Origin of the sequence: Rhodococcus sp. YH1, from assembly GCF_009939605.1 — a bacterium.
GTDB classification, from domain to species: domain Bacteria; phylum Actinomycetota; class Actinomycetes; order Mycobacteriales; family Mycobacteriaceae; genus Rhodococcus; species Rhodococcus aetherivorans.
Genome location: NZ_WVTE01000218.1, coordinates 39,290 through 50,679 on the forward strand (window position 1 = coordinate 39,290; position 11,390 = coordinate 50,679).

General features: G+C 68.7%; 13 protein-coding genes, 1 tRNA gene and 1 pseudogene. 7 read left to right on the forward strand and 8 right to left on the reverse strand.

The features are described 5' to 3' along the window. Positions 1 to 10 precede the first annotated feature (10 nt). On the reverse strand, positions 11 to 604 hold the full coding sequence (pcaG, locus tag AIIKEEIJ_RS17330) for a protocatechuate 3,4-dioxygenase subunit alpha (protein WP_029546484.1): 594 nt from the start codon (positions 602 to 604) through the stop codon (positions 11 to 13). After that, positions 597 to 1,316 (reverse strand): protocatechuate 3,4-dioxygenase subunit beta, encoded by a 720-nt coding sequence (gene pcaH, locus AIIKEEIJ_RS17335; RefSeq protein ID WP_029546483.1) that lies wholly within the window; start codon positions 1,314 to 1,316, stop codon positions 597 to 599. The genes pcaG and pcaH overlap by 8 nt, the downstream gene beginning before the upstream one ends. 169 nt (positions 1,317 to 1,485) lie before the next feature. Here pcaH and AIIKEEIJ_RS17340 point away from each other — a divergent pair, with 169 nt between their 5' ends. Beyond that, entirely contained in the window at positions 1,486 to 2,232 is a 747-nt protein-coding gene (locus AIIKEEIJ_RS17340; RefSeq protein ID WP_029546482.1) for a CoA transferase subunit A, read from the forward strand. Further along, complete coding sequence (locus AIIKEEIJ_RS17345) at positions 2,229 to 2,882, forward strand: CoA transferase subunit B (protein ID WP_043802432.1); 654 nt, start codon at positions 2,229 to 2,231, stop codon at positions 2,880 to 2,882. The genes AIIKEEIJ_RS17340 and AIIKEEIJ_RS17345 overlap by 4 nt, the downstream gene beginning before the upstream one ends. Before the next feature lie 76 nt (positions 2,883 to 2,958). Here AIIKEEIJ_RS17345 and AIIKEEIJ_RS33125 read toward each other — a convergent pair whose 3' ends face one another. After that, complete coding sequence (locus tag AIIKEEIJ_RS33125; protein ID WP_238406447.1) at positions 2,959 to 3,138, reverse strand: hypothetical protein; 180 nt, start codon at positions 3,136 to 3,138, stop codon at positions 2,959 to 2,961. A 125-nt stretch (positions 3,139 to 3,263) separates the two neighbouring features. After that, positions 3,264 to 3,554: pseudogene (locus tag AIIKEEIJ_RS34060) on the reverse strand (hypothetical protein); the annotation flags it as partial. Between the two features lie 160 nt (positions 3,555 to 3,714). On the opposite strand from AIIKEEIJ_RS34060, the gene AIIKEEIJ_RS17355 reads away from it, so the two are divergent. Both AIIKEEIJ_RS17355 and AIIKEEIJ_RS17360 read left to right on the forward strand, forming a co-directional pair. Then, positions 3,715 to 4,050, forward strand: a complete 336-nt coding sequence (locus AIIKEEIJ_RS17355) for a MarR family winged helix-turn-helix transcriptional regulator (protein WP_238406449.1) — start codon at positions 3,715 to 3,717, stop codon at positions 4,048 to 4,050. A 104-nt stretch (positions 4,051 to 4,154) separates the two neighbouring features. Further along, positions 4,155 to 4,706 (forward strand): peroxidase-related enzyme, encoded by a 552-nt coding sequence (locus AIIKEEIJ_RS17360; protein ID WP_037201207.1) that lies wholly within the window; start codon positions 4,155 to 4,157, stop codon positions 4,704 to 4,706. 3 nt (positions 4,707 to 4,709) lie between these two features. Here AIIKEEIJ_RS17360 and AIIKEEIJ_RS17365 read toward each other — a convergent pair whose 3' ends face one another. The 3 genes from AIIKEEIJ_RS17365 to AIIKEEIJ_RS17375 form a co-directional block, all read right to left on the reverse strand. Further along, a complete protein-coding gene (locus tag AIIKEEIJ_RS17365; RefSeq protein ID WP_161996226.1) occupies positions 4,710 to 5,849 on the reverse strand; it encodes an AI-2E family transporter in 1,140 nt (379 codons plus the stop codon). Positions 5,850 to 6,032: 183 nt separating this feature from the next. Next, positions 6,033 to 6,109, reverse strand: a tRNA-Met gene (locus AIIKEEIJ_RS17370). A 12-nt stretch (positions 6,110 to 6,121) separates the two neighbouring features. After that, on the reverse strand, positions 6,122 to 6,862 hold the full coding sequence (locus AIIKEEIJ_RS17375) for a FadR/GntR family transcriptional regulator (RefSeq protein WP_029546476.1): 741 nt from the start codon (positions 6,860 to 6,862) through the stop codon (positions 6,122 to 6,124). A 77-nt stretch (positions 6,863 to 6,939) separates the two neighbouring features. Here AIIKEEIJ_RS17375 and AIIKEEIJ_RS17380 point away from each other — a divergent pair, with 77 nt between their 5' ends. Then, positions 6,940 to 7,341 carry a PPOX class F420-dependent oxidoreductase gene (locus tag AIIKEEIJ_RS17380; RefSeq protein ID WP_006940636.1) on the forward strand — a complete coding sequence of 134 codons (402 nt, stop codon included), beginning with the start codon at positions 6,940 to 6,942 and terminating at the stop codon, positions 7,339 to 7,341. Between the two features lie 7 nt (positions 7,342 to 7,348). On the opposite strand, the gene AIIKEEIJ_RS17385 is transcribed toward AIIKEEIJ_RS17380, so the two are convergent. Next, positions 7,349 to 9,016, reverse strand: a complete 1,668-nt coding sequence (locus tag AIIKEEIJ_RS17385; RefSeq protein ID WP_006940638.1) for an L-lactate permease — start codon at positions 9,014 to 9,016, stop codon at positions 7,349 to 7,351. Between the two features lie 187 nt (positions 9,017 to 9,203). On the opposite strand from AIIKEEIJ_RS17385, the gene AIIKEEIJ_RS17390 reads away from it, so the two are divergent. Both AIIKEEIJ_RS17390 and AIIKEEIJ_RS17395 read left to right on the forward strand, forming a co-directional pair. Beyond that, positions 9,204 to 9,968: a (Fe-S)-binding protein gene (locus AIIKEEIJ_RS17390; protein WP_050036037.1), complete on the forward strand. Its 765-nt coding sequence runs from the start codon at positions 9,204 to 9,206 to the stop codon at positions 9,966 to 9,968. After that, on the forward strand, positions 9,965 to 11,390 hold a 1,426-nt coding region (locus tag AIIKEEIJ_RS17395; RefSeq protein ID WP_161996227.1), incomplete at its 3' end, for a LutB/LldF family L-lactate oxidation iron-sulfur protein. The genes AIIKEEIJ_RS17390 and AIIKEEIJ_RS17395, both read left to right, overlap by 4 nt.

Consider the following 11,390-nt stretch of genomic DNA (forward strand, 5'->3'; position numbering starts at 1 on the left):
ACGCTCCCGTCTAGATCGCGAAGAACGGCGTCTCCACACCGTTCGGATCGAGGTCCTGAACGTACACGGTCCAGGCGTAGCCGTCGTCGGACTTGTCGGCGATCAGCTTGTGCCGCTGCGACTCCGGTAGTGCGGTGAGCACCGGGTCGGAGGCGTGCGCGGCGAGGTCCTCCGGGAAGTACATGCGGGTGCAGAGGCGGTCGAGCATGCCGCGCGCGAAGATCCCGACGTTCAGGTGCGGCGCCTCGTCGGCCTCGGTGTCGGACTCGTGGGCGCCGGGCTTGATCGTGTGGATCGCGGCGGTGCCGGTGCCGTCGGCGGCGCTGCGGGCGAAGCCGCGGAAGCCCTCGGCGCCGAACCGGCCCTCGGCGTCGGCCTGCCAGGTCTCGACCATGGCGTCGGCGATCGGCTCGCGGTTCCCGTCGATCACGGTGATGCGCACGGTGATCCGGCCGGGGGTGTCGGCGGGGACGACGTCCGCGCCGTCGGCCCACTCGAGGCCGATCTTCCAGTACGGACCGACGGTCTGCGACGGTGTGGGACCGAAGGCGGCGGTGCTCTGGTCGCCCGGGGTGACGGGGTAACGAGGAGCGAACTCACTCATCGTCGTCCTCCTCGTTCTCGAAGGGGGTGGCCTCGCGTCCGCGCAGGACGATGTCGAAGCGGAAGCCGAGGGCCCAGTTGTCGACGGTGGCGTCGTAGTCGAAGACGCTGACCATCCGGTGCCGCGCCTCGGCGGGCACCGCGTTGTAGATGGGGTCCTGGAAGAACATCGGGTCGTCGGGGAAGTACATCTGGGTGACGAGCCGCTGCGTGAACGCCGTGCCGAACAACGAGAAGTGGATGTGGGCGGGACGCCAGGCGTTGTGGTGGTTGCGCCACGGGTAGGCCCCGGGCTTGACGGTGGTGAACCGGTATCGGCCCGCCGCGTCGGTGACGCAGCGGCCGACGCCGTTGAAGAACGGGTCCAGCGGGGCGGGCCAGTTGTCGTCGACGTGCCGGTAGCGGCCGGCGGCGTTGGCCTGCCACACCTCGAGCAGCGCGTGGGGGACGGGCTTGCCGTCGCCGTCGAGGACGCGGCCGTGCACGATGATGCGCTGGCCGGCGGCCTCGCCGCCGTTGGCGATGCTCAGGTCTGCGTCCCCCTCCTGCACGCGGTCCTCGCCGAAGACCGGCCCGGTGAGCTCGCCGAGCCGCTGTGGGACGAGCGTGAGCGGCTGCGCCGGGCGGCGCAGCGCGGTGGTCCGGTAGTCGGGGAAGTCGAGCGGCGGGTGCACGCCGTCGGGGCGGGCGAAGCGGGGTGGCAGGTGAAGCATGGGACCTCGGTGTTCGATGCGTGTTCGCGATATGGACGGAAGGACGCTATGCGTACGAGGCTAGTGGGTCGTCCTGGCCGAATCAATATTCCAAAATGAAACAGTCTAGAAATGGTTCGTATCACGGACGGGGGTTCACATTACGCACAACTGCCGCTATCGTAGAGGCATGGACAAAGTCGTTGCCACCGCCGCCGAGGCCGTAGCCGACATCCCGAACGGCGTCACCATCGCCGTGGGCGGATTCGGTCTGGTCGGCGTCCCGGAAATCCTGATCAACGCGCTGCTCGAGCAGGGCGCCACCGACCTCGAGACGGTCAGCAACAACTGCGGCACCGACGGCTTCGGCCTCGGGGTGCTGCTGGAGAAGGGCCGCATCCGCCGCACCATCTCCTCCTACGTCGGCTCCAACAAGGAGTTCGCGCGGCAGTACCTCTCCGGCGAGCTCGAGGTGGAGCTGACCCCGCAGGGCACCCTCGCGGAGCGGCTGCGCGCCGGCGGCGCCGGCATCCCCGCGTTCTTCACCCCCGCGGGTGTCGGCACCCAGGTCGAGGAGGGTGGCCTGCCGCTGCGCTACGACGGCAAGGGCGGTATCGCCGTCGCGTCCCCGCCGAAGGAGACCCGCGAGTTCGACGGCGAGACCTACGTCATGGAACGCGGAATCGTCGCCGACTACGCCCTGGTCCACGCCTGGAAGGGCGACCGGCACGGCAACCTCGTCTACCGCACGAGCGCCCGCAACTTCAACCCGCCCGCCGCCACGTCGGGCCGCATCACCATCGCGCAGGTCGAGCACCTCGTCGAACCCGGCGAGCTCGACCCCAACGAGATCCATACCGCCGGCATCCACGTCCAGCGCGTCGTGCACGTCGGCCCCGTCACTGTCGGCATCGAGAATCGGACGGTCCGTTCATGACCCAGGCAGCCACCACCATCCAGAAGCTCACCCGTGAGCAGATGGCCGCGCGCGTGGCCGCGGAACTCTCGGACGGCCAGTACGTCAACCTCGGCATCGGCATGCCGACCCTGGTGCCCAACTACCTCGACCCGGACGTCGAGGTGATCCTGCACTCGGAGAACGGCGTGCTCGGTGTCGGGCCGTATCCGACCGAGGACGAACTCGACCCCGAGCTCATCAACGCCGGCAAGGAGACCATCACGGTCATCCCCGGGGCCTCGTTCTTCGACTCGGCGGAGTCCTTCGGCATGATCCGCGGCGGACAGATCGACGTCGCCGTCCTCGGCGCGATGCAGGTCTCCGCCAAGGGCGACATCGCCAACTGGATGATCCCCGGCGCGATGGTCAAGGGCATGGGCGGCGCGATGGACCTCGTCCACGGCGCCAAGCGCGTCATCGTGATGATGGAGCACGTCACCAAGAAGGGCGAGCCCAAGATCTTCGAGGAGTGCACCCTGCCGCTCACCGGCAAGCACTGCGTCCAGCGGATCATCACCGACATGGCGGTCATCGACGTCACCGACGAGGGCCTGAAGCTCGTCGAGACCGCGCCCGGCGTGAGTGTCGACGACGTTCTGGCCGCGACCGCCGCGAAGCTCATCGTCTGACCCTTCCTCCCCTGACGGGCCGAATGTCACACGGGTTCGATCTGACTGAACCCGTGTGACATTCGGCCGTCTGCGTTTACGGGGCGACCTCCTCGCGTCGCCACGCGAACGGCGCGAGCGGCGGGTCCAGCTCGGCGGCGGTGAGGCGGTTGGCGAGCGTCGAGAGGGTGAAGGTGCCGACGCCGAGGACCACCTCGAGGGCGTTGCGCGCCGTGAACCCCGCCGCGGTGAACTCGGCCCACCGGTCGTCGGGCACGCACCGGCCGAATCGAGTACCGCCAGGGTGAACCTCCGCAGGACCTCGAGTCGTTCGTCGGCGAGGGCCCGGCCGGTGCGCAGTGCGTCGACGAGGTCCCCGGGTGCGCCCATCCTGGTGAGCTTCGCGCTGTGCAGGGCGACACACACGTGGCATTCGTTGCGGGTGGCGATCGTCAGCACCAGCACCTCCCGTTCGATCTCGCCGAGGCTGCTGCGCTCGAACAGTGCGTTGGCGCGGGTGAAGGCCGACAGCAGTTCGGGGGATTCGGCCATGAGCGCGACGGGGTCGGGCACGAATCCGAACTCTCGTCCGATCGCCGACATGATCGGCCGGGCTGCGGGCGGCGCGGTCTCGGGGCTGTGGCGGGTGAAGGTGGTGGGCATCGAACCGTCCTCCGTTAAGATAGACAACATGGTTGACGGAACGGTAAACCAAGTTGTCGAATCCGCGCAAGGCCCCGGCTACGAGCTGCCACTCCTGCTGTTCGCGGGATTCCGTGCCCTGGTCGACGCTCTGCATCGGCAGCTCGCCGAGGAGGGGCATCCGGACGTGCGCCCCGCGCACGGCTTCGCGATGCAGGCCATCGGAACCGCCGGCGCCTCGGCCAGCGAGATCGGCCGCCGTCTCGGCGTGTCCAAACAGGCGGCGGGCAAGACGGTGGATCGGCTCGAGCAACTCGGGTACGTGCGGCGGGAGGCGGATCCGTCCGATGCGCGCGCGAAGACCGTCGTCCTCACCGACCGAGGCCTCGACTGCCTCCGGCGCTCCGCGGCGATCTTCGACGAACTCCGTGGCAGGTGGGGCCGGACGTTGGGCTCCGAGCGCCTGCGGCAGCTCGAAGCCGATCTGCGCACGGTCGCCGGCGCCGAGGGCTTCCGTCTCGATGCGCAGGCGTGGTTCGACCGGTGACCGCCGTGGCGCGGCGATCTGGACAACTCGGTTAATTCCGGTTAACTTCAGGGTCCGTTGTCCCGACCGGCCCAGGAGACCTAGTGAGCACGCGCTTTCCCGCCATGGAACTGAAGGATCTGCCCGGGGACATCGCAGAGCGCGTCCTCGAAGTGCAGGAGAAGTCGGGGTTCGTGCCCAACGTGTTCCTCACCTTCGCGCGACGTCCCGCCGAGTGGCGGGCCTTCTTCGCGTACCACGACGCGATCATGTTGCGGGAGGACTCCGGCCTGACCAAGGGCGACCGGGAGATGATCGTCACCACGATCTCCGCCGCCAACAACTGCCTGTACTGCGTCGTGGCGCACGGCGCGATCCTGCGGATCTACGAGAAGAAGCCGACGGTGGCCGACCAGGTGGCGGTCAACTACCGCACCGCCGACATCGAACCGCGGCAGCGCGCGATGCTCGACTTCGCCACCAAGGTCAACGAGCGTGCCTACGACGTCGACGACGCCGACTTCGCGGCCCTGCACGCCCACGGCTTCACCGACGAGGACGCCTGGGACATCGCCGCGATCACCGCGTTCTTCGGCCTGAGCAACAAGATGGCCAGCGTGACCGGGATGATGCCCAATCCCGAGTTCTATCTCATGGGCCGGGTGCCGCGGCAGTAACGTTCAGCCGTCCTCGTCGTCGCGGGGTTCCGGCTCGGGCTTCGTCCTGCCGGTGGGGTCGACGACGAGTTCGTACCGGCGTCCGTATGTTTCGACCAACGCCTGCAGCACGGCGACGACGGGGACCGACACCAGCGCCCCGATCGCACCGAACAGCGACGCGCCGACGATCACCGAACCGAATGCGACGGCCGGGTGGATCGACACGGTCTTCGACGTGATCCGCGGGTGCAGCACGTAGTTCTCGACCTGCTGATAGGCAGTGCCGAACAACACCACCCACAGCCCGTCGATCGGCTGGTTGGCCGCGGCGATGATCGCCGGCAGCGCGATCGCGAGATACGTCCCGAGGGTGGGCACGAACTGCGACACGACCCCGGTCCACAGCGCGAGCGGCAGCCAGTACGGCACACCGATCGCCATCAGGAAGATGCCGGTGCCCACGGCGCTGACCGCACCCAGGATGAGCCGCGAGACGACGTATCCGCCGGCCTTCTCGACGGAGGTCTCCCACACCGTCGAGATCACCTGCTGCTGCCGGGCCGGGAACCAGCTCGAGATCGTGCGGCGCATCGCCGGTCCCTCGGCCGACATGTAGAACACGAACAGCAGCATCGTCATGGCCTGGAAGACCACTCCCACCACAGACGACACCACCCCCACGACCCCGGGGGTGAACCGCTGGACCAGTTCCCGGACGGTCTCCGGGGTCAGGCGGAGGAGCTCCGGACCGGTGGCGAAATTCGTGTCGAAGACGCGGTTGGCCCATTCGGTGACCGCGGTGAGGGCGTCCGGCAGGGCCTTCAACAGCTGGCCCAGCTGCTCGACGAGCAGGGTGCCGAACAGCGCGACGAACCCGATCGCGAAGGCCAGCAGAGAGAAGAGCACCAGGCCGGTGGCGGCGCCGCGCCGCATGCCGACGCGTTCGAGCCAGTCGACGACCGGCTCGAGGGTGATGCTCAGCAACCACGCCAGGAACAGCAGGCCCAGGAACCCGCGCAGGTTGTGGAACAGCCAACCCGAGAGCTGGTAGGCGGCGACGGCGAACAGCACGTACAAGATCGCCGGCCGCAGCCAGCGGGGAGCACGCCGGCCGGCGTGCTCACGCTGCGCCGGTCGCCCGCCCGGGTCGTCCTCGCTCATCGCACACTCCGCGGTCGCCCGACTGTTCCGTACACAGCGGGAATGTACTCGCCTGCCCGCCGTGGCTCGGAGCGAATGTATCGGTCGCTACCGCTGTCGAGATGAGCGATACATTCGCTCGGCCCACAGGGTTCGCACGGGACAACGAAACCGGCCCGGACTCGTGAGAGTCCGGGCCGGTGGTGGTAGCGGGGACAGGATTTGAACCTGCGACCTCTGGGTTATGAGCCCAGCGAGCTACCGAGCTGCTCCACCCCGCGTTGCATCGCCAACTATACACGAGGTCGGGGGTGCTCGCGTTCAGGGGCGTCCGGGCGCCCCAGGCTCTCCGCGTAGTAGCCGCGAATGTGCTCGACGATACGGGCGCGGGCCAGCTCGGGATCGCCCGCCCGAACGGCTTCGAGCAGCCCGCGATGCTCGCAGCGCAGCCGGGTGCACGTCGTGGGCCAGGTGGTCAGAGGGGCGCCGGCGAGCACGTAGCTTTCGATCGAGTCGCGCAGGCCCGTCATCATGGCCGCGATCACCTGGTTTCCGGCCGCGTCCGCCATCGCGATGTGGAACCGGGCGTCGAGCACCAGGAATTCGTGTGCGGCGAGCGTCGCGTCGTCCATCGCGTCGAGCAGTTGCTCGGCGTGCGACAGGTCCGGGGTGGGGTCGCTCGCGGCCAGCGCGCGCATCACCTCGGTCTCGAGGACGAGACGGGTCTGCACCACGTCCGACACCGGGAAATTCTGCGCTGCCACCTGCAGGCGCATGAGCATGGACATGCCGCCGGTGGGCCGCGAGACGATCATCGCGCCCGCGGTGGGCCCGGAGCCGGTCTGCGCGGTGAGCAACCCGAGCGCTTCCATCACGCGCAGTGCCTCCCGCACCGACGAACGGCCCACCCCGAGCTCGGCGGCCAGGACGCGTTCCCCGGGCAACCGCTGGCCGGGGGCGAGGTGTCCCGAGACCAGTTGCTGCTCGAGGTGGTTCAACACGGTCTCCCATGCGCGGGGCTCGGACTGCGACATGGTGCGAGCCTATGCCGTTTGCCGGTCGCACCGAACGCGCGGATCCTGGGAGGCAGTGATCGTCGTGAGGAGCAGTCATGACCGAACCGATTCCTCCCGAGCTCGAACCGTTCGTCGCCGAGAAGGTGGTGCTGCTGCAGACCCGGAAACGGGACGGCAGCTGGGTCGACACCCCCGTCAACATCGCGGTGCGGGGCGATCGCGCCTATTTCCGTACGCCCGGGCGGGCATCGAAGAACAAGCGGTTGAAGAACTTTCCCGAGGTACGCATCAGCCCGTGCACGTGGCGGGGGCGGGTCACCGGATCCGCGGTCGAGGCCACCGCCCGGCTGCTGTCGGGCGCCGAGTCGGTGGCCGCGGCACGCGCGATCGACCGCAAGTATCCGGTGCTGCAGCGCTACCTGGTGCGTGCCGCCCACAAGGTCATGCGCACGCCCACACTGCACTACGAGCTGACCGGGCTGCACCCCCCCCGGTAGTGCCGGCTCACGGCAGCATCCACGACAGCACCGGAGTCGACTGGAGATACACCAGCACACACAACAGCGCGAGCATCCCGACGCTGTAGCCGACGACCTTGCGCAGCAGCAGCGGCTCGCTGCCCGGCCGGGCGACTGCGGTCGCCGCGATGGTGAGGTTCTGCGGGCTGATCAGCTTGCCGACGACACCGCCGGAGGTGTTCGCCGCGACCAGCAGTGTCGGATCGATACCCGCGGCCTGGCCCGCTGTCTGCTGCAGCCGCGCGAACAGCGCGTTCGCCGAGGTGTCCGAGCCGGTGACGGCGGTACCCAGCCAGCCGAGGATCGGCGACAGCAACGCGAAGATCGCGCCGGTGCCGGCGAGCCACGTACCGATCGCGACGGTCTGCCCGGAGTGGTTCATCACGTACGCCAGTCCGAGCACCGTCGCCACTGTGGCGATGGAAAGCCGCATCTTCCACAGTGTTTCGCCGAAGGTGCGGAAGGTGAGCCGGACGGTCATCGGGAACCGCCCGTCGCCGCTGCGCACCGTGTACACGACGCCGACGATGATCCCCGAGAGCAGCAGGAGTGTGCCGGGATTCGACAGCCACGGCAGCGTGTAGATCGCCCCGGTCGACGGATCCCCGCTCGCGGTGAGCAGATTCCCGTACAGCCCGGGCCACTCGATCTTGATATCGGTGCCCGACAGCCACTTCGGCACGTCGAGGCCGAGGGTCCACAGCTTGGCGATGCCGAACACCACGATGACGAGCAGGTACGGGAACAGGGCCATTGCCGTGCGCACGGCGCCGATCGGTTCGGCTGTGACGTGCGAATGCTGGTCCTCGGGCGTGGTGGGCCGCCAGAACCGCAGCATGAGGACGGCGGCGGCGAGCCCGACGAGGGACGCGACGACGTCGGTGAGTTCGTACGAGAAGTTGCTCGAGCACCAGTACTGGGCGACCGCGAAGGCGAAACCGGTGACCAGCGCGATCGGCCACACCTGCCGGACGCCGCGCCGGCCGTCGACCAGCAGCAGCAACAGCAACGGCACGAACCACGCCAGGACCGGCGTCTGCCGGCCGACGACGGCCGCGATCTCGGTCGACGGGATGCCGGTGAGGTTGCCGGCGGTGGTGATCGGAATTGCCATGGCGCCGAACGCAACCGGTGCGGTGTTCGCGACGAGCACGGTGACGGCGGCGCGGATCGGGGGCATTCCGATCGCGATGAGCATCGCGCCGGTGATGGCGACCGGTGCGCCGAATCCGGCGAGGGCCTCGAGCATGCCGCCGAAGCAGAATGCGATGAGCATCGCCTGGATGCGCATGTCGCCGTGACCGACCGAGTTGAACACGTGCCGCAAGTCCTCGAAACGTCCACTGACAACGGTGAGTTCGTAGAACCAGATTGCGGTCACCACGATCCACATGACCGGGAACAGGCCGAACGTGATGCCCTGCAGCGCGGACAGTCCGGCCAGCGGCGCCGGCATGCCGAAGCCGACGACGGCGACGACGAGTGCGACGGCGAGCGCGCCGAGCCCGGAGTACCAGGCCTTGAGCTTGAGGCCGGCGAGCAGCACGAAGAACGTCAGCAGGGGGACCAGGCCCAGCAGGGCCGTCGCGGTGAGGTTGCCGGCGACGGCGGTGGTCGACGGCGTGTACGTCACCGCCAGCAGTTCGGTTTCCACATGAAACTCCCGGTTTGCGCCGCGGACCGCGGCGGGTTCTGTGGTCAGACCACAGGACCGTACACCATGACCCCGGTCACAATCGAGTGCCGGAGGGATCCGGGAGAATTTCGGCCGAGGGGGTGACGCACCGCACCGACCATGCGTTACTGTGGTCTGACCACACAGACCCGATGCGGAGATCCACATGCGAATCGCCCTGTTCGCGACGTGCCTCGGGGACACGATGTTCCCCGGTGCCGTCTCGGCCACCGCCCTGCTCCTCACCCGGCTCGGCCACGACGTCGTCTTCCCCGAAGGCCAGACCTGTTGCGGCCAGATGCACGTCAACACCGGCTACCAACCCGACGCGCTGCCCCTCGTCGAGAACTACGCCGACACCTTCGGCGACACCCACATCGACGCGATCGTCGCGCCGTCCGGGTCCTGCGTCGGTTCCGTGCGGCACCAGCACGAGATCGTCGCCGCCCGCTACGGCTCGCCGGCGCTGTGCGGCCGCGTCGACACGGTGAAGGCGAAGACGTACGAGCTGTCCGAGTTCCTCGTCGACGTCCTCGGCGTCACCGACGTCGGCGCCTACTTCCCGCACCGGGTCACCTATCACCCCACCTGCCATTCGCTGCGCATGCTGCGCGTCGGCGACAGACCGCTGCAACTGCTGCGGGCGGTCCGCGAGATCGACCTCGTCGAACTGCCCGAGGCCGACTCCTGCTGCGGATTCGGCGGCACGTTCGCGATCAAGAACGCCGAGACCTCCACCGCGATGCTCGCGGACAAGCTGTGCAACATCACCGCGACCGGAGCCGAATACTGCAGCGCCGGCGACTCGTCGTGCCTGATGCACATCGGCGGTGGGCTCTCGCGCCTGCGCACCGGGGCCCGCACCATCCACCTCGCGGAGATCCTCGCCTCCGTCGAACCGGCCGTCGCGCCGAAGGGAGTGCCCGCATGACCGTCCTCGGCATGCCTGCCGTCCCCCCGCGCGGCTCCGGCAATCTGCGCGGCACCGAGAAATTCCCCGCCGCAGCGCATCACGAACTCGCGAACACCCAGCTGCGCCGCAACATCGGCAAGGCCACCCACACCATCCGGGCCAAGCGGCTGAACGTGACCGACGAACTGCCCGACTGGCAGCAGCTCCGCGACGCCGGCGCCGCCGTCAAGCGCGACGTGCTCGGCCGGCTGCCGGAACTGCTCATCGAGCTCGAGGCGGCGGTCGTCGCCCGCGGTGGCGTCGTGCACTGGGCGGCCGACGCCACCGAGGCCAACGCCATCGTCACCGACCTGGTCCGCAAGACCGGCTCGGACGAGGTCATCAAGGTCAAGTCGATGGCCACGCAGGAAATCGGGCTCAACGAGCATCTCGAGGACCAGGGGATCACGGCCTACGAGACCGATCTCGCCGAACTCATCGTCCAGCTGGGTCACGACAAGCCGTCGCACATCCTCGTCCCCGCCATCCACCGCAACCGCGCCGAGATCCGCGAGATCTTCCTGCGCGAGATGCCCGATGTCGACCCCGATCTCGACGACAACCCGGCACATCTCGCGGCCGCGGCCCGCAAGTTCCTGCGCCGGAAGTTCATGACCGTGCCGGTCGCGGTGTCGGGCGCGAACTTCGGGATCGCCGAGACCGGCACGCTCGCCGTCGTCGAATCCGAGGGCAACGGTCGCATGTGCCTGACCCTGCCGCAGACCCTCATCACGGTGATGGGCATCGAGAAGCTGCTGCCCACCTTCCGGGACCTCGAGGTGTTCCTGCAACTGCTGCCGCGGTCGTCGACGGGGGAGCGGATGAACCCGTACACGTCGATGTGGACCGGCGTCACCCCCGGCGACGGACCGCAGGAGTTCCACCTCGTGCTGCTCGACAACGGCCGCACCGCCGCGCTCGCCGACGGGGTGGGACGCGAAGCGCTGCACTGCATCCGGTGCTCGGCCTGCCTGAACGTGTGCCCGGTGTACGAGCGCACCGGCGGGCACGCCTACGGCTCGACGTATCCCGGGCCGATCGGCGCCGTGCTCAGCCCGCAACTCGCCGGCATGGACACACCGGGTGACCCCAACGCGACCCTGCCGTTCGCGTCGAGCCTGTGCGGAGCATGTTTCGACGCGTGCCCGGTCAAGATCGACATCCCGTCGCTGCTGGTCGAACTGCGGCACCAGAAGGTCGAGCACGCGCCGTTCGGGGTCGAGGCCGCGGCGATGAAGGCGGCCTCGCTGGCGATGTCGTCGTCGCGCCGGTGGACGGCCGCGCAGAAGGCCGTCGGACTCGGCCGGCTCCTCGCCGGGAGGAAGGGGAAGATCACGACGCTGCCCGGGCCGCTGGGAGGCTGGACCGAGGCGCGTGACATTCCGGCACCACCGAAACAGA